The sequence below is a fragment of the Polaromonas sp. genome (assembly GCF_035638815.1).
GTDB lineage: Bacteria > Pseudomonadota > Gammaproteobacteria > Burkholderiales > Burkholderiaceae_C > Polaromonas.
Map to the genome: position 1 here is coordinate 89,849 of NZ_DASQZG010000026.1, position 24,053 is coordinate 113,901.

Sequence of the window (24,053 nt, forward strand, 5' to 3'; positions counted from 1 at the left end):
AGCTTCATGGACATTCTGAGTTTTGATGACCTTCTGCAGGCGGCCCGCGCCCAGCCCGATCCGCAGCGCCTGCTATTCGTGTTTACCGGAGTTGAATTGCCGGAAGACAGCACCCCGGTGCAACGCGAGCGATTTCAGGCCGGCCAGGGCGGGGCGCTGGTGCCCCTGATGTGTGTGGACAAGCGGCCTGAGGAACTGAGCTCTTTCGCTGCGCTGGTGCAGGAGTCGCGCCAGTTCGGTCACAACTGGGGCCTGGTGTTCGCGGCAGCCATGTCGGGCTCGCCGAATCGCGCGCCGACGACGGAAGACGCGGAGGAGCCGCTGCAGCGCATGGTCGAGTCCATCAAGCAGGGGCAGATCGGCGCATTTATTCCGTTTGATCCGCAGGGGCAACCGGTTCAGTTTGGCTGATATGGCGGTGGTCAGGCGGACGGTACAGCCAGCAGCTGTGCCTGGTTTTCTTTCACCGGGCGCCGGTTTTGAAGAGCCGTTTGAAATGCTTGCTGCCTGTCACGAGCGGGTTGAACGCATGCTGGCCCTCCAGGCACGGCTGCAGCAGCACCTGCTGGACAAGGGGCGGGACGAAGCTGCGCGTCAGGCCGCACGCGACGTGATGCGTTACTTTGATCTGGCCGCGCCGCTGCATCACCAGGACGAGGAGCTCCATGTGTTTCCGCCGCTGATGGCCGGGCCGGACGCCGGCCTGCAGGCTGTGGTGGAGCGCCTGATGCAGGATCACCGCGCGATGGAGCAAGCCTGGCCCGAAGCACGTGGCGTTCTGGAGTTGATCGCTCACGACCCTGAGACAGAATGGACGCCTTTGACCGCAGCACAGACGGCGGCGCTGAACGGATTTGCTGCCCTGTACGTGCGACACCTGGCTGATGAAGACCAGCTGGTTTACCCGGCGGCCGCGGCGGCGCTGACAGGACAAGCCCTGCAGACGATGAGCCGGGACATGATGCAGCGCCGGGGTGTTGCTGCCGGCAACTGATCCTGTGGCCCTGATTCGAGGCAAAATAGCCCGATGAACGCGCCCGACTCCCCACAAGCCCTCGCTGCCCGCAGCGACCTCCCTGACCTGATGAAGGCCATGGGTTTGAAGGCAAAAGTGGCTTCTGCCCTTGTCGCACGGGCGCCAGCTGCTATCAAAAACAAAGCATTGCTGTCCCTGGCCGGTTTGCTGCGCAGCCAGACTGCACCGCTCCAGGTGGCCAATGCCAAGGATGTGGAGCGTGCCAAGGCTGCGGGTCTGGCGGCGCCCATGGTGGACAGGCTGGTGCTGAGCCCCAAAATCATCGAGACCGTTGCCGTCGGTTGCGAGCAACTGGCGGCCATGCCGGATGTCATCGGCGAGATCATCGGCATGAAGCAGCAGCCCAGCGGCATCCGCGTAGGTCAGATGCGGGTGCCTATCGGCGTGTTCGGCATGATTTACGAAAGCCGGCCCAATGTGACGATCGAAGCCGCTTCACTGGCCATCAAAAGCGGCAACGCCTGTATCTTGCGTGGTGGCTCTGAAGCCATCGAATCAAACAAGGCGCTGGCCGCGCTGGTGCAGCAGGCGCTGACGGCCGCCGGCTTGCCGGCCGACGCCGTGCAACTGGTGCCGACGGTTGACCGGGAGGCGGTTGGCATTCTGATTGCCATGCCGCAGTACGTGGATGTGATCATCCCGCGCGGTGGCAAGGGCCTGATTGAGCGGGTCAGCCGTGACGCAAAGGTGCCGGTCATCAAGCACCTGGATGGCAATTGCCATGTGTATGTGGACGACCCTTGCGATATGGCCATGGCGGTGACGGTGGCGGACAACGCCAAAACCCAGAAGTACAGCCCTTGCAATGCCAGCGAGGGCTTGCTGGTCGCGCGCGGTGTGGCCGCAGACTTTTTGCCAAAGATAGGCACTATTTATGCGGCCAAAGGTGTCGAGATGCGCTGTGACGCGGAGTCCAAAGCGATCCTGCAAACCATTCGGGCTGAGCCTGTCGAAGCCTTGCTGCGCGACGCGACCGAGCAGGACTGGTACGAGGAATATCTGGCACCCGTCATCAGCATCAAGGTGGTTGCGGGGGTCGACGAAGCCATTGCGCACATCAATCAATACTCCAGCCACCACACCGACGCCATCCTCACCCGGGACCACCTGCACGCACAACAGTTTTTGCGTGAGGTTGATTCGGCAAGTGTCATGGTGAATGCGAGCACCCGCTTCGCTGACGGCTTTGAGTTTGGCCTGGGCGCTGAAATCGGCATCTCTACCGACAAGTTTCACGCCAGGGGCCCGGTCGGCATTGAAGGTCTGACTTCACTCAAATACGTTGTGTTGGGCAATGGCGAGGTGCGTGTTTAACGCGTTGCGTTCGTTCAAGATCCACCCGGAGCCGTATGAAAGCCATTCCCCGCCCGTTGCCCTTTGTGCTGGTTTCCTCCGGGCACGGCACCATGATTGTTAACCGCAACGATTACCGCATGGTCGACGACAAGCGCGGTTATGGCGTAGGCCATCAGATTTTTGAAAGCTCGTATTTCGACCCGCAGGAGGTCCAGCTTGCGCTGGACATGCTCAGCGTACGACGGCAGGTGCACGGCGACGGGGTCGTGGCGATTGATGGCGGCGCCAACAGTGGCGTGCACACCGTGGAGTGGGCCAAACACATGCATGGATGGGGCCAGGTCATTGCCGTTGAGGCGCAGGAGCGGGTGTTTTACGCGCTGGCCGGCAATCTGGCGATCAACAATTGCTTCAATGCGTCGGCGCACTACGCTGCGCTGGGCGCAGAAGAAGGCAGCATCACCGTCCCCAAGCCCGACTATTCAAAACCTGCCAGTTTTGGCTCGCTGGAATTGCGCCAGAGCGCGCGCAATGAGTTTATTGGCCAGGCCATCGATTATTCGGCCGCTGGCGGCCAGCCCGTCAAAATGATCACCGTTGACGGCCTGGGCCTGAGCCGGCTCGACTTTTTCAAGCTGGACATTGAAGGCATGGAGCTTGAAGGCCTGGCCGGCGCCCTGAAGAGCATCGCCGCCTACAAACCGATCATGCTCATTGAAACCATCAAGACCGACGCGGCGGCACTCAAGCGGCTGCTGGACGGCCATGGCTACAAGCAGGTTCAGGTGGGTATTAATGTGTTGGCTATCCATTTGGAAGATCCGTGCCTGACGCACATTAACTTTGCCTGAGCACCGAACGCTTACTACAAAGGCTCGCGCTTCGGTCCGGCTTGAAGCGCGGCCTTTCGGCCCAACCTCTTCTGTTTGCTGCCTTCTTTCCAGAGGATTCCATGGTTCCGCACCTCATCACCGCCCTGAACGGCCCCATCAACGAGCTTGAGCAGCGCATCCTCGACACCACGCCAGCCATTGAGCGCTGGTTCCGGCTGGAGTGGATGGAGCACACGCCGCCGTTTTACAGCTCGGTCGATATCCGCAATGCTGGCTTCAAGCTGGCACCGGTGGACACCAACCTCTACCCCGGCGGCTGGAACAACCTGACGCCCGAAATGCTGCCGCTGGCCGTGCAGGCGGCGATGGCAGCGATTGAGAAAATTTGCCCGGAAGCGCGCAACCTGCTGGTGGTGCCGGAGAACCACACGCGCAACACCTTTTATCTGTCCAATGTGCTGCAGCTCAAGCGCATTTTTCACCAGGCCGGGCTCAATGTGCGCTTTGGCTCGCTCAGCCCGGACATCAAGGAGCCGACAACGCTGACTTTGCCCACCGGCGAGCAGATCACGCTGGAGCCGCTGATCCGCACCGACCGGCGTTTGGGGCTCAAGGATTTTGACCCCTGCACCATCCTGATGAACAACGACCTGTCGGCAGGCGCGCCGGGCATGCTGGAGGACTTGAATGAGCAATACCTGCTGCCACCGCTCCACGCCGGTTGGTCAGTACGCCGCAAGTCGCGGCACTTTCAGGCATATGAAGAAGTCGCCAAGCGTTTTGCCAAGCTGCTGGGTGCCGACCCCTGGTTGATCAACCCGATGTTTGCCAAGTGCGGCGAAGTCAATATTGCCGAAGGCGCTGGCATGGAGTGCCTGCGCACCAACGTCGATGCCCTGCTGACCAAAATCAAGCGCAAATACAAGGAATACGGCATCAACGAAAAGCCGTTTGTCATCGTCAAAGCTGACAACGGCACCTACGGCATGGGCATCATGACGGTGCGCGACGTCAAGGACCTGGACGAGGTCAACCGCAAGACCAAAAACAAGATGAGCACCACAAAAGACGGCCAGCCGCTGTCCGAGGTCATCATCCAGGAAGGTGTGCAGACCAACGAGCGCATCAATGACGCCGTGGCCGAGCCGGTGGTCTACATGATGGATCGCTACGTGGTCGGCGGTTTTTACCGTGTGCATGCGGACCGGGGCATTGACGAAAACCTCAACGCGCCGGGCTCCAGCTTTGTACCGCTGGCTTTTGCCGACAGTGGCCGGCTGCCGCAACCGGGTGAAAAACCGGGCTCCAGCGGCCCCAACCGCTTCTATATGTATGGCGTGATCGGGCGCCTGGCCATGCTGGCCGCCAGCTACGAGCTCGAAGCCACGGATCCCGACGCCGAGGTTTACGACTAAAAAAGGGCCGTTCAGGCCCTTTATTCCTGGTCTTCACAGTCAAATTGGCACTTGCCCTTGTTCCATGGGCGAAGTTCGCTATGTAATTGGTAGCGAGTCAAATCCGGGCCTTGACGCTCCAGATTGTTACGAGTTGTTGCACTGCAACAAAACCCCAGATTTTCGCTTTTAGGGGTGCTGACTGACTTGCGTGGGACGGGCCGAGGCGCAAAATAGCTTTCCCACGGTAACCCTTCCCGCGGCTGGGGGCAAACAGTTAACCCAGCCAAAGCGGGAATTTTTTTGTGTCCAGTAAAAAATCATCCCTCGCGGCGCTCACCCTCGGCGCCATCGGTGTTGTCTACGGCGACATCGGCACCAGCGTCCTGTATGCCGTCAAGGAAGTCTTCGGCTCCGGGCACGTCGCTTTTACCCCCGACAACGTCTACGGCATCCTGTCCATTTTCTTCTGGACGCTCACCGTTATCGTGTCTATCAAGTACGTCGCGCTGGTCCTGCGCGCCGACAACCACGGCGAGGGCGGGCTGGTCGCCATGCTTGCCCTGGCATCGCAGGCCGTCAAGGACAAGCCCGAATTGCGGCGGATTCTGTTAATCGTCGGCATTTTCGGCACGGCGCTTTTTTATGGGGATGGGGTCATCACCCCAGCCATTACGGTGTTGTCCGCCGTAGAGGGCCTTGAAGTCATTTCGCCGAAGTTTAAAGAGTACGTCGTCCCCATTACCTTGATGATCCTGTTTGCCTTGTTCGCGGTGCAAAAGCGTGGGACCGCAGGAATTGGTAAATTTTTTGGCCCGATCACGCTGGTCTGGTTCGGGGTGCTGGCGCTGCTGGGCGTGGCGCAAATCATCACTTACCCAAGCATTCTGCAGGCGATAAGTCCCCACTACGCGCTGATGTTCATGTGGGCCAACCCTGGAACGACCTTCATTATTCTGGGTGCGGTGGTTCTCTGCGTGACGGGCGCGGAGGCTTTGTACGCTGATCTTGGGCATTTCGGTAAAAAGCCGATTCGCCTGGCCTGGTTTGCGGTAGTCATGCCCGCCCTGACCCTGAACTACTTTGGGCAGGGCGCGTTACTCCTCAAAACACCCGAAGCCGTCAAAAACCCGTTCTTTCTGATGGCGCCGGATTGGGCCCTCATCCCGCTCGTGCTGCTGGCCACCATGGCGGGCGTCATCGCCTCTCAGGCCCTTATTACCGGCGCTTTCAGCGTGACCAAGCAGGTGATTCAACTCGGGTATCTGCCGCGGCTGAACATCCAGCACACCAGTGTGCGGGACACCGGCCAGATTTACATCCCGATGGTTAACTGGGGCTTGTTTGCCACCATCGTGCTGGCGGTTGTGATGTTCCGCTCCTCCAGCAACCTGGCAGCGGCCTACGGTATTGCGGTCTGCACAGACATGCTGATCACCACCATCCTGACCTTCTACGTGATTCGCTACGGCTGGAAATATCCGCTCTGGTTGTGTGTGGCCGCCACCGGCATTTTCTTCGTCATTGATTTCGCGTTCTTCGCATCCAACCTGATGAAACTGTTTGCTGGCGGCTGGTTCCCGCTGGTCATTGGCGGCATCATCTTCACGTTGATGATGACCTGGAAGCAGGGCCGCGCCATGCTCAACGCCAAGCTGCGTGACGATGCAATTGACCTGCCCGGTTTCCTGGAGGCCGTTTTCATCAATCCACCGGCACGGGTCGAGGGCACAGCGGTTTTTCTTACCGCCGAGCCCGGTACCGTGCCCAATGCGCTGCTGCATAACCTCAAGCACAACAAGGTGCTGCACGAAAACAACCTGTTTGTGACAGTGCGCAACCACGAGGTGCCGTGGATAGGTCTGGATAAACGCCTGGCCATTGAGTCGCTTGGCCATCATTGCTGGCAAGTCGTTATTCATTACGGCTTCAAAAACGATCCTGATGTTCCGAAAGCACTGCAGCAAATGCGCGGACGCGGCTGCGAGCTGGACAACATGACCACGAGTTATTTCCTGTCGCGCGATGTGGTGGTGCCCACCATAGGCGGGGGCATGGCGCAATGGCGCGAGAAGCTGTTTGCGCAGATGCATCACAACGCGAGTGGAGCGGCGGATTTCCTGAATTTGCCTAATAACTCTGTGGTGGAACTGGGTAGCAAGATCGAGATTTGATCTCCGGCATTGTTATCCCGCACGCCGGATCGAGTGCGGGGCACGCTATGTCCGGATCCATGTCCGCTTCACTTTCGCCCCGTTCTGTCTCGTTCGGACCGAGCTTGTCGAGAGATGTGCAAGCGTGCTACGGCGGTGCATTTTCATACAAGCCGGCCTCTCCGGCTTGTTAGAGGCAACCAGGAGATCCCAAGCTGGCGTTACCCATGACGCTAGGGGTAGAAAAAGTTAAACCGGCAAGCCCCGAAACTTCATCGCCGCCTGCCTGATCACCTCAGCCAGCAACCTCTCCCGCCCCTGCAACTCCCGCAACCACCGAGCATCGTTATTTGAAAGCTCAACGCTGCTGCGCAAGAGATGAATGCCACCACTCGCGCCCAGCGGGCCGGCGTGGGGACCGAGTTTGTCCATGGTCATCAGGATGTGGTCGCGCAGTGCCATGTGCTCGCCGGTGGCGGGGTCCACGTACACCGCTTCAAGCCCGAAACGGCAGGCTTGAAAACGGTTGTAGGTGTAGACCAGGTAGTCGTCTTCGGTTGGCGTGAAGGGCTGGTCATTCATGAACCAGGAGGCCAGGGACTGGACGTAGCCCGCCAACGCGGCCGCGCGGCCGACAGTCAGCGGGGTATCAAAAACGCGGATTTCGATGGTGCCAAACTCTGGTTTGGGCCGGATGTCCCAGTAAAAATCTTTCATGCTTTTGACCACGCCGGTGCGCGTCATCTTGTCAAAGTACACCCTGAATTCATTCCAGGTCAGGGCCAGCGGCGCGCGGCCGGACAAGGGAAAAGCAAAGACTGAATTGAGCCGCGCTGAATCAAAAGCGGTGTCCTGCCCCTGCACATAAGGACTGGATGCCGAAAGCGCAATGAAATGCGGAATGTAGCGCGACATGCGGTGCAGGGTTAGCAGCGCGGTATCTGCATCGGGGCAACCAACGTGGACGTGCTGGCCAAAAATCGTGAACTGTTTGGACAGGTAACCGTACAGCTCGGAGAGCTCGCGAAAACGCGGTTTGTCGTAAATGCGGCGTTCGTGCCACTGCTGGAAAGGGTGCGTCCCGCCGCCCACAACGGCGATGTTGAGTTTGTCTGCGCACTTCACAAGCGAATCACGAAGCTGGGTGAGCTGGCCCAGCACTTCGGCTGAAGACTGGCAGATACCGGTCGAAATTTCGATCATGCTGGATGTCATTTCCGGCACCACGCTACCGGGCAGCGAAATCCTGCTCATCAGGCGAAGCATGTCTTCGGCGTAGGGCGCCAGGTCGTAGTCGTGTGTGTTGACCAGCTGCAGCTCCAGCTCGACGCCGAGAGACAGCGCTCCCGATTTCTGGAACGGTTCCAGGGTGCTGGCGGAATGATGGATCAACGCAGTTCTCCAGCGGCGGTATGCAGGGGTTTGGGTGCTTCGTGCGCGGTGCTTTCGCGAGCCCGGTGCAATGCAAATGTGGCCAGAATGGCGCCCAGCACTTCCATCAGCAAGATAGCCGGCAAGGCAATGCTGGCGATGCGGGGCCCGAGTTGGGGCGATGACATTACAAACTGTGACACTAGAAGCAGCGCCACCGATGACATGGGTGACATGGCGCAGCCCACCCAGAGGGCCTGCGTCCAGCTGGTTCCACTGCCCATGTTCCCTAGGGCCACGCCCACGATCTTGGCAAGGGCGCGCGCCAAAACAAGTGCGATGACCAGACCAGCAACCGGACCGGTCCAGTCAGCCTGCGCCGCCACCACGGAGACCAGCACAAACATCAACATGGTGAGCATGGCCGAGGCGGTGCCCATCTGCCGCGGCCATGACCACGGGCGCGGATTGAGTTGTTTGAGGATCATGCCGCCCAGCAAGGCCGCCAATGGAGCAGAACCACCAAAATGCGCCGCCAGTGCAGCGCCTGCCGCAATCACGGCCAGCAGCAGGATGGCTGTGTTTTCGCTGGCCGGGCTCATGACGCGCAAGGCCGAACGCAGCGCCAGCGCCAGACCTGCACCCACCGCCACCGACAAACCCAGCACCACGGCAACGGGGTATACCGTGTCACCCAAGCTTAGCTCGCCCACATTCATCATGCCCGCGCGGGCGCTGCAAAACGTCAGTGCGTACAGCGTGCTCAGCGTAGACAAAACCATGGCCCGTTCAGTCACAGGCCCGGAGGCACGCGTATCCATGATCACCCTTGACAGCACGGCGGGAGATGCCGCCATGGCCAGCAGTGCCAGTGGTTCGGCTACCGCTGGGCGCACGTCAAGGAAGGTCAGCGTCAGATACACGGCGCCAAAGGTCAGCGCAGATTCGGCGACGCTTTGCACCAGCACCATGGGGTTGTAGCGAAACCAGCGCAGGGGAATGCGGCCACCGGCTTCAAACAGCACCACGGCAACGCCCAGCTCCAACAGAAAAAGGCCTGTTCCCTGCAAGGGCCAGGGCGCGCCTGAAAACCCTGCCAGACCGGCGAGGCCACCAACCACGGAGTAACCCACAACCTTGGGAATACCCGCGTAGCGGCGCACCAGATGCCCGGCCAGTGCGGCAACGGCAAGCAATACAGACCATTGAATAGTGGCCAGGCCCGCGGAAGGCCTGATCCAGTCCGACCAGAAGGTCAGCAATTCATCCATGAAGAAAGGCTCCGGCTCGTTGAAAATCTGCAGCCACGCGGCGATGCCAGCGGGCGCCCGGAGTAAGAGTCTTGCCAAGCAGCATACGCTTTGGCGAGTAAAGCCTTGTTAATTTATGTCACTGCCCTCACGGGCCGTGTAGGACAAGGGCTGAGATGCCTGTTTGGCTTCCCAAGGCGGTATGCGAGCTACCTGTCCGGGACGAAAAAACTGCCCGGCTTGCTGCGCAAGCGCGCCCAGATGGCCGAACGGATACGCGCGCGGTCGATGCCGCTGACGTTGTGGGCTTGCAGCGCCAGTCTGAAGGCAAGGTAAAAACTCACGCCGAGATTGAGCGCGCCAATCACGGGAATAGCTGCGACGCACCACCACCATGCGGGTAGCCAGAAAACGTTCCAGCCCAATGATGCACTGGCCGCTGCCAGTTGCCCCGCCGAAAGGGTGACATGGCGCACTTCAAGCTCCAGACCGAAAAAACCTGTCATAGGCGGAATCAGGCCAAGCATGAAACCGAGGGCAATGTTGGACGTGAAGCCGGAAATGTTGTCGTGCATGAAGGCCGCCCAGCGCCGCGCACGAGGAACGCCCAGGGCCCTGGTGATGCGCGGGTTGTAACGTATGGCTGATGCCAGCCGATACAACACAAACCAGTTTTCCACCCAGCCGCCTATGAGGCTGGCGGCAAACAGGATGGTCCCGGTGAATGCCGCCCACAGCAGGGTGGGCCCCAGCAGGCTCAGGGCGTGCAGGACTTTTTCAGCCTCGTAGATATCAATCATCGGGCGACCAAACCCCAGCGCCATGGCGCCGCTGATGAGCAGCACCACGGGTACTACCATCAGCACGTTGCCAAGAACGGCCGCAACCTGCGAGCGGACCAGATGTGTGACCTCATCCACAAACTCGCTGACGGCCTCGCCCGTGCGCAGATCCTTCAGTTTGGCTGCCATGGCCGGCGCGGTCATGGCAGGTTGTTTGGTGGCGAGTGTGAAATGCATCAGCTGGATCAGCACAAAGCTGCCGGCGTACACCAGGCTGGCCACAAAACCGCCCCAGAAGGCGGAAAGTGCCAGACCAACGATCGCAAATTTGAGCAAGGTGGTCACCGCCGTTAGTGCGCCACCACCGGCTGCTTTTCCCAGCATGTCGATATAGGACGCCCGGTCCCTTGTGATGTAGCGCTCTCCGGTCTCTGCCCCGCGCTCGGCCACCTTGGCGGCCAGCAGCGTGGAGTTTGTCGAGATCAGTGCCCGTATGCTGCGCCGCTCTTTGGCCAGCAGCACAAGCCGGGCCAGCAACTGCATGGCGCTGCTGGCGGGTTTTTCAGACAGCAGGCAGTCCAGCAACTCGCGAATTCGCAGAATCCGCTCACGCAGTTGCCGCAGGCGGAATACCAGACCCACGGAAATGCCGTGTTCGTTGAGATGGGCATACACCGAAGAGGCCGCGCCGCGGCATGCCTCCAGCCGGGTTTTGAACTGGTCCACCGCCAGGTGCAGCGCGCCGCTATCCCGGCCGTGGGTCGCCAGGGCCGAGCGAATGGCATCCAGATCGGATGGCAGGTGGTGAAATGGGCGTGCCATCAGGGATTGGGCGTTCATGCGCAAACGCAGCTCGGGTGAAAAGCCGGTCGCACTGACTTGACTGGTGCAATAAGTCAGAGCCTCCAGCAAGACGACCTCCCAGTTTCTGAGCAGGGTGCCTGCAGGAGCGTCTTCCTGGTGGAGTTCGTCCAGAGCCGGGTCCGCAGCTGGTGCCGGGCTCAATAGCCCGCCCAGGCGAGACAGCGTTTCTTCATCGATCAGCCGAAGCCACTGTGCGTCCGTGGATGCCGGGAACAGGAGCATGAACAGCTCGGTGGCGTGTGTGGTTTCCGGCGTACCGGGCATGAGCTTGTAGCGAAGCCGCTCGCCCAGCTCACTCAAAAACGCCGCGCGCGGGGCAAAGCCAAAGTCGGCCAGCAAAGGGGTGGCGTCAACCGTGCCGACCAGGGTTCGCCACCACTGTTGCAGCCGCTCCGGAAACCCGGTGCGTGTCACCGCCGCATCCATAAAAAGGTGAACTCTGGCCAGTGCCGCCTGCGGATCGCTGGCATCGCCCCGGATCCATTCCATCAGGCTGATAAGCCAGAGGTGGCGGCGGGCCAGCTCGGCCGAAGGGTCCAGCTGATCCAGCAGTTGGGCCAGGTTGCGCATGCGCCCGGGTTCCGTCAGTGCAACACCCGACCACCACCCACGCCGTCGCCGGGGCTGGTGGGGTCGCGTGCGTCCAGAAGAAACATGGGGATGGGCGATTCAAACCGTTCGCCGTCTTCGGCAACGCAAAAGTAGCTGCCGTGCATGGTGCCCGTCGGCGTGCGCAGGCTGGAGCCGCTGCTGTACTGGAACGACTCACCGGGCTTGAGTAGCGGCTGGTGACCCACCACACCCAGGCCTTTAACTTCTTCGGTGTGCCCCTTGGCATCACTGATGATCCAGTGGCGCGAAATCAGTTGCGCAGCAACCTCGCCAGTGTTGGTAATGGTGACGGTATAAGCAAAGCCGTACACGTCGTCCTGAGGCGAGGATTGTTCAGGCACAAAGCGGGGCTGAACTTCACAGGTAAATTGGTATTTCGACATGGCGATGGAAAAAGTAATGCGCATGTTAACCGCGCCTGATTGCCGGATCATTGCCGGGTCATTGCGGGTGGGAAGGTCGGGCTTGGGGCTCTACTGGTTCCCTGGGTCGCCGCATGCTGCGACAATTCGTCCATGATGCCAAACAAGTCACCGGTGTACCGGATTGCCCCTTCCATCCTGTCCGCTGATTTTGCCCGCCTGGGCGAGGAAGTGCAGAGCGTGATCACCGCCGGCGCCGACTGGATTCACTTCGACGTGATGGACAACCATTACGTGCCCAACCTGACTTTTGGTCCCATGATCTGCAGCGCGCTGAAACCGCACGCCAAAAAGGCCGACGGAACTGCCGTGCCTATCGACGTTCATCTCATGGTTCAGCCGGTGGATGCCCTCGCCGCGGCCTTTGCTGACGCTGGTGCTGACCTGATCAGCTTTCACCCCGATGCTTCCGCCCATGTGCACCGCAGTGTGCAAGCCATCAAGTCCCAGGGCTGCAAAGCAGGGCTGGTGTTCAATCCGGCCGCGCCGCTGGATGTGCTGGACTGGGTCATCGACGACATTGACCTGATCCTCATCATGAGTGTCAACCCGGGATTCGGCGGCCAGAGCTTTATTGACTCAGCGCTACGCAAAATTGAAGACGCCCGCAGGCGCATCGACGCGTCTGGCAGGGATATCCGGCTGGAAGTTGATGGCGGCATCAAGCTCGACAACATCGCCCGCGTAGCCGCCGCCGGCGCCGACACATTTGTCGCAGGCAGTGCGATCTTCGGGAAGCCCGACTATAAAACCGTCATCGACGCGATGCGGAGCGCTTTGGCAACGTAATCCGCCTGGGCTGCGCTCACGTGATGGAGGGGCCGGAAGACCCTGTTCAGCCGCCCGTGCCTGCTGTCGATGCCGGTTTAGTCCGCATTTGACCTGGATCGGTGTATCGTCTGCACATTGGTGCCGACCAGATGCCGTTCAGACAATGCGCCAGCGCTACTGCGAGACATGACGGAATGAAGCTACCTTTTCGCACGACCATCAACTTCGCTCTGGCGATTGGCTTCAGCCTGATTGTCTTGAGCATCGCCGCTTCCTACAGCACCATCAACTTTCTTGTCCAGGCTGCGCAGCAGGAAACGCAGGCCAGGGAGACCATCATTCTCCTGGAGCGGCTGGTTTCGCAATTTAAAACCGCGGAGTCCCTGCAGCGCAGATACCTGCTGATCCCCACTGACAAGGACCTGGCGGCGTACCGGCAGGCCGGCGAACGGGCGCGCGTCGCGCTTCTGGACCTGCGAAGCGCGGCGGCACTCAACATTGGCAATCAGGAATTGATGCCCCTGCTTGGGCCCATCGGGCGACGCATGGAGCTCATGGACCAGGTAGTCAGTGTGAGGCAGCAGTCCGGGTTGGCGGCTGCCACCGCCCTGATCGACAGCGATGCCAATCGGCAGCTGCATGAAGAAATCGACGGTTTGGTCAGCCGGGTGAAAACCGACGAAGCCGGGACACTGGAGCGCTTCAGGGAGAAGGCCCGGCAAAACGCACAAACCGTCAAGGTCTGGATTTTGATGGGCGGGTTGCTCTCCCTTAGTGTTCTCGCGTGGGCGGTGTGGCTGATCATCCGGGCTCAGGCCAAGCGCAAGCTCGTCGAGGCCCGCCTGTCGGACAGCGAGGCTCTGAGCCGGGCCGTGACCGAAAGCATGGCCGAGGGTGTGGTCACTGCCACGCAGGACGGCACCATCGTGAACGCCAACAGGGCCGCCCGTAAACTTTTTGGCTACAGCCTTGAGTCCATGCTGGACCGAAAAGTCACCATGTTGCTCCCGGCCCGCTATCAGATGGGTTTCACCGCTTTTTATTCAGCACTCGCAGATCGCCGCCCCGGTTTCAAGGAGTCAGACACGCAAGTAATGGGGCAGCGCAGTGACGGGGTGGAGTTTCCGGTCAATGTGTCTTTCGGCGACGTCGAAATAGGTGGGCGACGGCTTTTCACCGCCATCATCCGCGACGTCACTGACAGCAAGCGGATTGCGCAGGCCTTGCGCGACAGCGAGGCCCAACTGCGCCAGGTGACCGACACCGTTCCCGCGCTGATCGCCTACCTGGACAAAAACCAGCGCTTCCAGTTTCACAACAAGGCTTACAAGGAAGCGTTTGGCCTGTCGCATGAACAAATTCACAACAAGACCATGCTGGAGATCATTGGCCCCGAGGCTTATGCCAGGGCGCGCGAACATGTGCTGGAGGTGCTGGCAGGCTACGCTGTGCGGTATGAGCGCGAGCAGGTGCTTGCCAGCGGCGAAGTCCGTGAATACGTGCTCAATTATTTCCCCCGGTATGGCGAGGGCGAGGATGAAGACAAGGTGATCGGGTTTTACGCGATGGGCAGTGACGTCACCGAACTCAAGCGTATTGACCGCATGAAGAGCGAGTTTGTGTCCACGGTGAGCCACGAGCTGCGCACCCCTCTGACATCGATTCGCGGTTCTTTGGGGCTGGTGTGGGGCGGCGTTGCCGGCCCGCTGCCGGAAAAGGCAAAGGAACTGGTCGGGATCGCCAAAAGCAATTGCGAACGCCTCATCCGGCTGATCAACGACATTCTCGACAGCGAAAAAATCGAGTCGGGCAAGATGCGCTTTGAGATGCAAACGCTCGAGTTGGCCTCGCTGATGGCTCAGGCGCTGACGGCCAATGAAGGGTTTGCCGCGCAGCACCACGTCAAAACAGTCCTGATCGAACCGGGTGCGCCCGTCCGGGTGAGTGCCGACAGCGACCGGCTGATCCAGGTGGTGACCAACCTCTTGTCCAATGCCATCAAATTTTCGCCCCCTGAAGGTGTTGTGCCGGTTGTCCTGCAGAGGCGGCCGGGGTGGGTGCGGGTTGAAATCAGCGACAAGGGGCCAGGCATTCCCGAAGAATTCCGTAAACGCATTTTCCAGAAATTTTCCCAGGCTGACTCATCTGACACCCGTCAGAAAGGCGGTACAGGGCTGGGCCTGAATATTTCAAAAGCGATCATTGAACGCATGGGGGGAAGCATCGGGTTCACGACCGAAAGCCAGGTGGGCACAACGTTCTACTTTGAGTTGCCAGAGTGGAAGGAAGCGCCGCCTGTGACTGCGCCCATGGGCTTGTACGCCGTCGCGCGTCCGCGTGTGCTGGTGTGTGAGGATGATCCCGACATTGCTCAGTTGATCGGCATGATGCTGGACAAAAGCGGTTTCGATGCAGACATGGCGCATACCGCTGCTCAGGCGCGAGACTATCTCAAGATGGAGTCGTATGCTGCCATGACCGTGGACGTCAAATTACCCGACGCCAACGGCATGGACCTGATCCGGGAGCTGAGACAAGTGGGCCGGACCCGCAATCTTCCCGTTGTGGTGTTGTCGGTGACCTCAAGTGAGGATCAATTGGGGCAGGGGCACGAGGACCTGGCTATTTCGGGCTGGCTGGATAAGCCAATCAATGAACTGCGCCTGTTGCAAGTGCTGAAAAATGCTATCAAAACCGGGAAAGCCTTGCAGTCTTGAGGGAGCTTGATAGCTCGCTGCAGATTGGGGGCGGTCCTGCATCAGGACAAAAAAACGGGGCTTGCGCCCCGTTTAAAGTCTGTACTTGAGGCTATATCAGCCGGCTTTGCCCAACAAGGCTTCCTTGAGTTTCCAGTCTGCTGGCTCGGGACCGAGCCAGATGCGCATCATGGCGTTGAAAAATTCGACTTCCTTGAATGGCTCGCCTTGGGGAACGCCCTTGATGGTGATAACTGTGCCCGAGCCGGGAACCCAGTCAATCGTGAAGACGTCGCCAGTCATGAGTTTCTTTTGGTCAGAGAAAATTTGCCCCATCCTGATCAGTCCGGGTACCAGCTTGGACATCTCCGCCTTGGGCGAGTTGTCCCCCACACCACGTGAGAACAGTTTGCCGAGTTCGTTGGAGTCAATGTCGCGCATCATGACGATTTGCATGCGCTTGGCCCCCGGTGTCGCCAGCACTTCGTCCGTGGTGGCGGCCTTTTTTGTCAGGTACAGGCCCGCAGCGTACACCTTGAACACGGCTTTATAACGCACGCCCGCGCCGTTAAGAACCAGCTTGCTGCCACGCACGTCCGTTGCGTCTTCGATTTTGACGCCAGCCACGTCGACGGTAGCTGCCGCGGCGCCCCATGACAGTGTCAGGCCGGCAACGATGGCGATACATTGCTTCATCAAGTTCATAGAAAGTCTCCTAAAAAGAACGGTCGTTCGATGGCGCATTTTGGCGCTGGCCGCCGGCCTGATCAACAGGGTTTGCGAGTATGGCCCGGTAAAGCAAGCGTAAATCGAATCCGGGTTTGCTACACTTCGCGCTCTATGTTCATTCACCGCATCATTCAGACAGGTAGCAGCTACCGGGGAGCCTGGCCCTGGCGGGCCTGACAGCTCTCGCATGAAATGCCAGTCCGCCTGGCCGTCATGCAAGCCTGTTTTGATGCGCTCCTTTGCACCACGCGAGGAGCATTCCCCCGGCTTCGGGGCGTACGGAATGATGGTGGCCATGCCAGCAGGCGTGATTTCCACCCGTGAAGGAACTTGTCATGATCTCTGAGCTTGAATTCAAAAGCCTTGCGCAGCAGGGCTACAACCGTATTCCATTGATGGCAGAAGCATTTGCCGATCTGGAAACCCCTTTATCCCTCTATCTCAAGCTGGCGAACTCCAAGGACGGCGGCAAATTCAGCTTTTTATTGGAATCCGTTGTTGGCGGGGAGCGTTTTGGTCGCTACAGCTTTATTGGTCTTCCTGCACGCACCTTGATTCGCTGCGGCGGCTTTGGCCCGGACATGCTGACCGAAGTCGTCCGGGACGGGCAGGTGATTGAAACCTCAAAAGTCAATCCGCTCGATTTCATCAGCGAGTACCAGAAGCGGTTCAAGGTCGCGGTGCGGCCCGGCCTGCCGCGGTTTTGCGGGGGACTGGCTGGCTACTTTGGCTACGACGCTGTGCGCTACATCGAGAAAAAACTGGTGGCTTCCTGCCCGCCCGACACCCTGGGCTGCCCGGACATCCTGCTGCTGCAATGTGAAGAGCTGGCGGTCATCGACAACCTCTCCGGCAAGCTGTACCTGATTGTGTATGCCGACCCGGGTGAGGCCGAGGCTTACACCAATGCCAAAAAAAAACTGCGCGAGCTGCGTGAGCAACTCAAATACGCCGTCAGTGCGCCTGTCGTTAAGGCCTCGCAGGCTTACCCTGCCGAGCGCGAGTTTGCAAAGGCAGACTACCTTGCCGCGGTTGAGCGGGCCAAGGAGCTGATTGCCAGTGGTGACTTCATGCAAGTGCAGGTCGGCCAGCGCATCAAGAAGCGCTTCACCGAGTCTCCGCTGTCGCTGTACCGGGCGCTGCGTTCGCTTAATCCCAGCCCCTACATGTATTACTACCACTTTGGTGATTTCCATGTAGTGGGTGCTTCGCCAGAAATTCTGGTTCGGCAGGAGAAAGTCGAGGCTGGGCAAAAAGTGACGATCCGCCCCTTGGCCGGTACGCGGCCCAGAGCGTCGTCGCTTGAAGCGGACTTGGCGGTTGAGCAGGAGCTGATCAACGATCCCAAAGAGCGTGCCGAGCATGTGATGCTGATCGACCTGGCGCGCAATGACATTGGGCGTATTGCGAAGACCGGCACGGTCAAGGTGACCGAGGCTTTTGCGGTTGAGCGGTACAGCCATGTGATGCACATCGTGAGCAATGTTGAAGGCGTGTTGCTGGACGGCATGAGCAGCATGGATGTGCTCAAGGCTACTTTTCCGGCTGGCACCCTGACCGGTGCGCCCAAAGTGCATGCGATGGAACTGATTGACCAGTTAGAGCCCACCAAGCGCGGTCTTTACGGCGGCGCCTGTGGCTACCTCAGTTACGCCGGAGACATGGACGTGGCGATTGCGATCCGCACCGGCATCATCAAGGACCAGATGCTGTACGTGCAGGCGGCTGCCGGTGTGGTGGCCGATTCGGTGCCTGAACTTGAGTGGAAAGAAACAGAGGCTAAGGCGCGCGCCTTGCTGCGTGCGTCCGAACTGGTTGAGGAGGGTCTGGAATGAGTCACAACCTTCTTTCCGTTGCGCGCTGCGAGTCCATGACCGAGGTGCGCCAACATATAGATGCACTCGATGACCGCATTGTCGCCCTGCTGGCCGAGCGCAGCGCCTATGTCGCGCAAGCGGCGCGCATCAAACCAAGCGCCGACAAAATTGTCGATCATCCACGCATCGAATTCATCATCGACCGTGTACGTCGGCAGGCCAGAGAAGCCGGTGCTCCCGAGCCCGTCATCGAGGCGGCCTACCGTGCCCTCATTGCGGCATCGATTGACTTCGAGCGCGTCGAGTTTGCGCGCATCAGGGAAGGAGCTGCATCATGAAACTCCTGATGATTGATAACTACGACTCCTTCACCTACAACATCGTCCAGTACTTTGGCGAGCTGGGCGCAGAGGTGGAGGTTTTTCGCAATGACGAGATCACGGTTGAAGGCATTGCATCCCGTGCTCCGGACTTGTTGGTGGTGTCTCCCGGCCCTTGCTCGCCGGCCGAGGCGGGCATTTCCGTCGCTGCGATTACGCATTTCGCCGGCAAGCTGCCGATTCTGGGTGTGTGTCTGGGCCACCAGGCCATAGGCGCGGCCTTTGGCGGCAAGATCGTGCGCGCGCAGCAGCTCATGCATGGCAAGACCAGTGAGATCAGCACCACTCAGGAAGGCGTGTTTGCAAACCTGCCGGCCCGATTCACGGTCAACCGTTATCACTCGCTGGCGATTGAAAAATCGTCCTGCCCGGGAGTGTTGGCGGTGACCGCGTGGACTGACGACGGCGAGATCATGGGGGTGCGTCACAAAGAGCTGCCCATTCAGGGCGTGCAGTTTCACCCTGAATCCATCCTCACCGAACACGGGCATGCCATGCTGCGCAACTTCCTTGAGCAAACATCATGATTGCGAACGCTATTGTTTTTATAGCTAACTGCGCACGTGATACAAGGGCGGGAGGCCGAAATGACTGTTGATCTCAGAAGTGATACGGTCACCCGGCCCACACCGGCGATGCGGGAGGCCATGCAGGCTGCGCCATTGGGAGACGATGTTTTTGGCGACGATCCCAGTGTCATCGCCCTGCAGGAAAAAATCGCCGGTCTGCTGGGCTTCGAAGCGGCACTGTTCGTGCCCACTGGCACGCAAAGCAATCTCTGCGCAATCCTCAGTCATTGCCAGCGCGGTGATGAATACATCGTGGGGCAAATGGCTCACTGCTACCGCTGGGAAGGTGGCGGCGCCGCTGTGTTTGGCAGCGTTCAGCCTCAGCCGCTGAACCACCAGCCGGACGGCACACTGGCCGTTGCCGACATTGAGGCCGCCATCAAGCCCGACGACGCGCATTTCGCGCGCACCCGTCTGCTGGCCCTGGAAAACACATTGGGCGGCAAGCTGCTGCCTTTTGAATATGTGCAGCAGGCGACTTCGCTGGCAAGTAGCAGGGGGCTGAGCCGTCATCTTGACGGTGCCCGCCTTTTTAACGCTGCCGTGGCACAAGCTGCACAAACTGGCCGTAGCCCCCTGGCTGAAGCGCGGCTTATCGCGCAGTGTTTTGACAGCATTTCTGTGTGTTTCAGCAAAGGGCTGGGCGCGCCGGTTGGATCGGCGCTGTGCGGCTCGCGCGAATTGATTGCCCGGGCCCACCGCATCCGAAAAATGGCCGGTGGCGGCATGCGCCAGGCGGGCATGCTGGCCGCTGCGGCCACGCATGCGCTTGATCACCACGTCGGCCGTCTGGCTCAGGACCATGCGCTGGCGCAACGCCTGGCTGACGGTCTTGCGGGTATCGAAGGTCTGCAGGTTGAAGCGCCGCAAACCAACATGGTGTTTGTCGATCTGACGGGCGCGGCACGCCACAAGTCTGCCGCCTTGCTGAAACACTTGGCGGGGCAGGGTATTGAGGCGACCGGGTTGTACCGCCTGCGCTTTGTCACCCACCTGGACGTTGACTCAGAAGGCGTAGACCGCGCAGTCGCAGCCATCCGCCAGTTCTTCAATGAAGGGGGAGCACGTCTTGCCTGATTTTCAACATCTGCTGCTTTTTATGGCGGCGGGCTGGCTGCTGAACCTGACACCCGGCCCGGATGTGCTGTACATCGTGACCAACTCCCTGCGCTCAGGCGCGCGCGCCGGCATCGTCGCCGGTTTGGGCATTACGGCCGGTTGTTTTGTTCACATCTTTGGAGCGGCCGTCGGTGTTGGCGCTTTGCTCGCCACCTCGGCCACGGCGTTTACCGTGTTGAAGTGGATTGGTGCGGCATATCTATTGTGGGTCGGCGTGAAGATTTTGTTTTCCCGGGGGGCGCAGAAAAGCACCGACCTGATGGCCATCGCAGCTGCCGAGCCGCAACGTCCGTTGAAGGCGATTTTTATCGGCGGTTTCTGGACCAACGTGCTCAATCCCAAGGTCGCCATTTTCTTTTTGGCGTTTGTGCCGCAGTTCATTGCGCCTGACGCCTCGAACCCGGCGGTGGCATTTGCCCTGCTGGGCGTGTTGTTCAATCTCAACGCGATTCCCATCAATACGGGCTGGGCGCTGATGGCCGCCTGGATGGCCAAACGCGAGGCCGTGCAGCGCGGCATGCACTGGTTGGACCGTGCGGCCGGCGTCATGTTCATCGGATTTGGCATCAAGCTTGCCATGTCCGACAATCCTTCAGCCAACTGAGAGAGCACCATGCCCCTGAGCAACAAAATTACTCCACAGGAAGCGCTGCAGCGCACCATCGAGCACCGGGAAATTTTTCACGACGAGATGCTCAAGATCGTGCGCCTGATCATGAGCGGCGAGCTGTCGCCAGTGATGACGGCGGCGCTCATCACTGGCCTGCGCGTCAAGAAGGAAACCATTGGCGAAATCACCGCAGCTGCACAGGTGATGCGCGAGTTCTCAACCAAGGTGCATGTGCCAGACAGGGCGCATCTGGTGGACATCGTCGGCACGGGCGGCGATGGCTCCCACACTTTCAATATCTCCACCTGCTCCATGTTCGTAGCGGCCGCAGCGGGCGCCAAGGTCAGCAAGCACGGCGGCAGAAGCGTGAGCAGCAAGTCAGGCAGCGCAGACGTGCTGGAAGCGCTTGGCGTCAACATCAATCTCTCGCCCGAGGCAATAGCAAAATGCATTGAGGAGGTTGGCGTTGGTTTCATGTTTGCCCCCAACCACCACCCGGCGATGAAAAACGTCGCGCCCATCCGCAAAGAGCTGGGCGTGCGCACCATCTTCAACATACTGGGCCCGCTCACCAACCCCGCCGACGCACCCAACATCCTGATGGGCGTTTTTCACCCCGATCTGGTGGGCATCCAGGTGCGCGCATTGCAACGCCTGGGCGCAGAACACGCGCTGGTGGTCTATGGCAAAGACGGCATGGACGAGGTGAGTCTGGGAGCCGCAACGGTTGTGGGTGAGCTTAAAAGAGGCGAGATCACCGAGTACGAAATCCACCCCGAAGACTTCGGGCTGGCCATGGCCAGCAACCGCGCGCTGCGGGTCGAAACGCCGGAGCAGTCCATGCAGATGCTCAAAGGAGTGCTGGACGGCGAGCCGGGCGCCGCGCGCGACATCGTCATCCTCAATGCCGGCGTGGCGCTGTATGCCGCCAACGTGGCTGACAGCATCAAAACGGGGATTGATCTGGCCCGAAAAGCGATCGACTCCGGCGCCGCCAAAGGCAAGCTGGAGCAACTGGTTTCCACCACCTCTTCACTGGCCGCTTAAGTTCACCATGTCCGATATCCTGAACAAAATCGTTGCCGTCAAACGTGATGAAGTTGCCGCGGCCCTAAAACGCACTTCCTTGGCAGCCATACGAGCCGACGCCGAATCCCGGATGTTGACGCGGGATTTTGCAGGCGCCCTGCGCGCCAAAATCGCCACCGGAAAGCCTGCCGTGATCGCCGAGGTCAAAAAGGCCAGCCCGTCCAAAGGCGTGTTGCGCAGCGACTTTATTCCCGCGGACATCGCCCAGAGTTACGCTGAGCATGGTGCAGCCTGTTTGTCGGTGCTTACTGACAAGGATTTTTTCCAGGGCAGTGTGGACTACCTGAAGCAGGCCAGGGCTTCTTGTGGCCTGCCGGTGCTGCGCAAGGACTTCATCGTTGACCCGTACCAGGTCTATGAATCACGGGTCATGGGTGCCGACTGCATTCTTCTGATCGCCGCCTGCCTGGACGATGCTGAAATGAAGGCGCTCGAAGCCCTGGCTTTTTCGCTGGACATGGCGGTTCTGGTGGAAGTCCATGACCATGCGGAGATGGAGCGGGCGCTTAAACTGAAAACGCCTTTGTTGGGTATCAATAACCGCAACCTCCAGACTTTTGAGGTCTCGCTCGAAACCACGCTCGCGCTCAAAAAAGAGGCGCCCGCCGACCGGCTGCTGGTCACTGAGTCCGGCATTTCGACATTGGCCGACGTGGCGCGCCTGCGCGAAGCGGGTGTACAAGCTTTTCTGGTGGGAGAGGCGTTCATGCGAGCCGAAGATCCGGGGACCGCGCTCGCAGGCCTTTTCCCGGATGCTACTCATTAAATAGCAAACTATGTCCGTTCTGAAAGGGCGACAGGCCGATCTGGCCTGCAATGCCATGCCAACGCCCGAGACAGGGGTGGCGCACGACGGGACGTGTCTTGAGCGGTGGGATCCTGCGAGTTGGCCTGTGGCGGCTGATTGGGCCGGGCATACGGCGCAATTCCTGGCCAGCGGAGCGGGGCTCGCGCTGGGTTCGTTTATCGGCCGGCGTCTTTCAGCGGGAGCCACGGTTTATCCGGCGCAACCATTCCGGGCGCTTGCCTTGACGCCTCTGGATGATGTGAAGGTTGTCATCCTTGGGCAGGACCCCTACCACGGAGCCGGTCAGGCGCATGGCCTGGCCTTTTCTGTTCCTGAGGGAGTCAAGCCACCGCCCAGCCTGCGCAATATTTTCAAGGAGTTGGCCCGCGACCTTGGCCAGGGTCCGGGAGTTGGCGGGTCGCTCACGTGCTGGGCTGAGCAAGGTGTGTTGCTTCTTAACACTTGCCTGACCGTGGAGGATGGAATGCCCGCCAGTCATGCCAAGCAAGGTTGGGAAGCGCTCACTGACAAATTAATTTCTGCTGTATCCAGCAAATCGGAAGCTGTTGTTTTCATGTTGTGGGGTGTCCATGCCCAGGCCAAGCAGGCTCTCATCGACAGCCGTCGTCATTTGGTGCTCTGCGCCAATCATCCGTCGCCTTTGTCGGCTTCACGCCCGCCCGTTCCCTTCATCGGGTGTGGCCATTTCAGGGCGGCCAATGACTTCCTGCGAAGCCGGGGAAGACGCCCGATTCAGTGGTAATCGCATGTTGTTTCCGTTGCCAGCAGTCAAATTTCCATGGCATAATCTGAGGTTCGCCAAAGGAGAGGTGGCCGAGTGGTTAATGGCAGCAGACTGTAAATCTGCCCTCTAACGAGTACGCTGGTTCGAATCCAGCCCTCTCCACCAGCGATGAATTGATAAGCAGGCATTGGTCTGCAAATGGTTGATAAGCGATTGGTCCGGGCAGTTGATGCCGTGTTTCGGGGTTGTTTGAGCGTAAAGACGTTCAGAGGCGTATGAAAAGGCGGCTGATGCGGGAGTAGTTCAATGGTAGAACCCTAGCCTTCCAAGCTAATGACGCGGGTTCGATTCCCGTCTCCCGCTCCATATCGATTGCGCTGGTTTGATTAGACGATTGGCAAGTTTTTTGAATTTGGCCCATTTGGCTCAGTGGCAGAGCACTCCCTTGGTAAGGGAGAGGTCCCGGGTCCGATTCCCGGAATGGGCACCATTTAGTGGCCAGGTCAGGACGGTTGTCCGGCTGGTTGTTGGGTGGTAAGTGCGGTGGGAAACCACTTTCGTAAGTAAATTCTTCAGGTATTTGGAGTCGAAAAATGGCAAAAGGCAAATTTGAGCGGACAAAACCGCACGTCAACGTAGGCACCATCGGGCACGTTGACCATGGCAAAACCACACTGACAGCGGCGATCACGACCGTGCTCGCAGCCAAATTCGGCGGCGAAGCCAAA

The 24,053-nt window shown here is 59.6% G+C and carries 22 protein-coding genes and 3 tRNA genes; 20 read left to right on the forward strand and 5 right to left on the reverse strand.

What is annotated here, in order from left to right:
* Positions 1–6: 6 nt before the first annotated feature.
* The 6 genes from VE934_RS16010 to VE934_RS16035 all read left to right on the forward strand — a co-directional run bounded on the left by VE934_RS16010 (position 7) and on the right by VE934_RS16035 (position 6,733).
* On the forward strand, positions 7–411 hold the full coding sequence (locus tag VE934_RS16010; protein WP_324889294.1) for a ribonucleotide reductase subunit alpha: 405 nt from the start codon (positions 7–9) through the stop codon (positions 409–411).
* Between the two features lie 85 nt (positions 412–496).
* The gene (locus VE934_RS16015) at positions 497–994 is read left to right on the forward strand and encodes a hemerythrin domain-containing protein (protein WP_414693868.1); all 498 of its coding nucleotides are present in this window, start codon (positions 497–499) and stop codon (positions 992–994) included.
* A gap of 33 nt (positions 995–1,027) precedes the next feature.
* Positions 1,028–2,350 (forward strand): glutamate-5-semialdehyde dehydrogenase, encoded by a 1,323-nt coding sequence (locus tag VE934_RS16020; protein ID WP_414693866.1) that lies wholly within the window; start codon positions 1,028–1,030, stop codon positions 2,348–2,350.
* Positions 2,351–2,385: 35 nt separating this feature from the next.
* Positions 2,386–3,183, forward strand: a complete 798-nt coding sequence (locus tag VE934_RS16025) for an FkbM family methyltransferase (RefSeq protein ID WP_324889298.1) — start codon at positions 2,386–2,388, stop codon at positions 3,181–3,183.
* 101 nt (positions 3,184–3,284) lie between these two features.
* A complete protein-coding gene (gshA, locus tag VE934_RS16030) occupies positions 3,285–4,580 on the forward strand; it encodes a glutamate--cysteine ligase (protein ID WP_324889300.1) in 1,296 nt (431 codons plus the stop codon).
* 284 nt (positions 4,581–4,864) lie between these two features.
* On the forward strand, positions 4,865–6,733 hold the full coding sequence (locus VE934_RS16035) for a potassium transporter Kup (RefSeq protein WP_324889302.1): 1,869 nt from the start codon (positions 4,865–4,867) through the stop codon (positions 6,731–6,733).
* A gap of 228 nt (positions 6,734–6,961) precedes the next feature.
* On the opposite strand, the gene VE934_RS16040 is transcribed toward VE934_RS16035, so the two are convergent.
* The 4 genes from VE934_RS16040 to apaG form a co-directional block, all read right to left on the reverse strand.
* A complete protein-coding gene (locus VE934_RS16040; RefSeq protein ID WP_414693869.1) occupies positions 6,962–8,101 on the reverse strand; it encodes a YbdK family carboxylate-amine ligase in 1,140 nt (379 codons plus the stop codon).
* Positions 8,101–9,354, reverse strand: a complete 1,254-nt coding sequence (locus VE934_RS16045) for a cation:proton antiporter (protein ID WP_324889353.1) — start codon at positions 9,352–9,354, stop codon at positions 8,101–8,103. The genes VE934_RS16040 and VE934_RS16045 overlap by 1 nt, the downstream gene beginning before the upstream one ends.
* A 188-nt stretch (positions 9,355–9,542) precedes the next feature.
* A complete protein-coding gene (locus VE934_RS16050) occupies positions 9,543–11,549 on the reverse strand; it encodes a site-specific recombinase (protein WP_324889304.1) in 2,007 nt (668 codons plus the stop codon).
* Between the two features lie 14 nt (positions 11,550–11,563).
* Positions 11,564–11,974: a Co2+/Mg2+ efflux protein ApaG gene (gene apaG, locus VE934_RS16055; RefSeq protein ID WP_324889355.1), complete on the reverse strand. Its 411-nt coding sequence runs from the start codon at positions 11,972–11,974 to the stop codon at positions 11,564–11,566.
* Positions 11,975–12,109: 135 nt separating this feature from the next.
* Here apaG and rpe point away from each other — a divergent pair, with 135 nt between their 5' ends.
* Together rpe and VE934_RS16065 are read left to right on the forward strand one after the other, a co-directional pair.
* On the forward strand, positions 12,110–12,802 hold the full coding sequence (gene rpe, locus VE934_RS16060; protein ID WP_414693867.1) for a ribulose-phosphate 3-epimerase: 693 nt from the start codon (positions 12,110–12,112) through the stop codon (positions 12,800–12,802).
* A gap of 176 nt (positions 12,803–12,978) precedes the next feature.
* Positions 12,979–15,501: a PAS domain S-box protein gene (locus VE934_RS16065; protein ID WP_324889308.1), complete on the forward strand. Its 2,523-nt coding sequence runs from the start codon at positions 12,979–12,981 to the stop codon at positions 15,499–15,501.
* A 96-nt stretch (positions 15,502–15,597) separates the two neighbouring features.
* Here VE934_RS16065 and VE934_RS16070 read toward each other — a convergent pair whose 3' ends face one another.
* On the reverse strand, positions 15,598–16,185 hold the full coding sequence (locus VE934_RS16070; RefSeq protein ID WP_324889310.1) for a chalcone isomerase family protein: 588 nt from the start codon (positions 16,183–16,185) through the stop codon (positions 15,598–15,600).
* A 359-nt stretch (positions 16,186–16,544) separates the two neighbouring features.
* Between VE934_RS16070 and trpE the strand changes: the two genes are divergently transcribed.
* From trpE to VE934_RS16130, 12 genes are all read left to right on the forward strand, one after another.
* Positions 16,545–18,044, forward strand: a complete 1,500-nt coding sequence (gene trpE, locus VE934_RS16075) for an anthranilate synthase component I (protein ID WP_324889312.1) — start codon at positions 16,545–16,547, stop codon at positions 18,042–18,044.
* Positions 18,041–18,364, forward strand: coding sequence for a chorismate mutase (locus VE934_RS16080; RefSeq protein ID WP_324889314.1), 324 nt, complete (start codon positions 18,041–18,043; stop codon positions 18,362–18,364). The genes trpE and VE934_RS16080 overlap by 4 nt, the downstream gene beginning before the upstream one ends.
* A complete protein-coding gene (locus tag VE934_RS16085) occupies positions 18,361–18,933 on the forward strand; it encodes an aminodeoxychorismate/anthranilate synthase component II (RefSeq protein ID WP_324889316.1) in 573 nt (190 codons plus the stop codon). The genes VE934_RS16080 and VE934_RS16085 overlap by 4 nt, the downstream gene beginning before the upstream one ends.
* Before the next feature lie 60 nt (positions 18,934–18,993).
* Complete coding sequence (ltaE, locus tag VE934_RS16090; RefSeq protein ID WP_324889318.1) at positions 18,994–20,052, forward strand: low-specificity L-threonine aldolase; 1,059 nt, start codon at positions 18,994–18,996, stop codon at positions 20,050–20,052.
* Positions 20,045–20,698, forward strand: coding sequence for a LysE family translocator (locus VE934_RS16095; RefSeq protein WP_324889319.1), 654 nt, complete (start codon positions 20,045–20,047; stop codon positions 20,696–20,698). The genes ltaE and VE934_RS16095 overlap by 8 nt, the downstream gene beginning before the upstream one ends.
* A 9-nt stretch (positions 20,699–20,707) precedes the next feature.
* Positions 20,708–21,751 (forward strand): anthranilate phosphoribosyltransferase, encoded by a 1,044-nt coding sequence (gene trpD / locus VE934_RS16100; protein WP_324889321.1) that lies wholly within the window; start codon positions 20,708–20,710, stop codon positions 21,749–21,751.
* A 7-nt stretch (positions 21,752–21,758) separates the two neighbouring features.
* Positions 21,759–22,559, forward strand: coding sequence for an indole-3-glycerol phosphate synthase TrpC (gene trpC, locus VE934_RS16105; protein WP_324889323.1), 801 nt, complete (start codon positions 21,759–21,761; stop codon positions 22,557–22,559).
* A gap of 55 nt (positions 22,560–22,614) precedes the next feature.
* Positions 22,615–23,343, forward strand: coding sequence for a uracil-DNA glycosylase (locus VE934_RS16110; RefSeq protein WP_414693870.1), 729 nt, complete (start codon positions 22,615–22,617; stop codon positions 23,341–23,343).
* 61 nt (positions 23,344–23,404) lie between these two features.
* A tRNA-Tyr gene (locus VE934_RS16115) sits at positions 23,405–23,490 on the forward strand.
* A 127-nt stretch (positions 23,491–23,617) separates the two neighbouring features.
* Positions 23,618–23,691 (forward strand) — tRNA-Gly (locus VE934_RS16120).
* Positions 23,692–23,740: 49 nt separating this feature from the next.
* Positions 23,741–23,815, forward strand: a tRNA-Thr gene (locus tag VE934_RS16125).
* A gap of 103 nt (positions 23,816–23,918) precedes the next feature.
* Positions 23,919–24,053, forward strand: a 135-nt coding sequence (locus VE934_RS16130) for a GTP-binding protein (RefSeq protein ID WP_324889357.1), incomplete at its 3' end; no start/stop codon positions are given.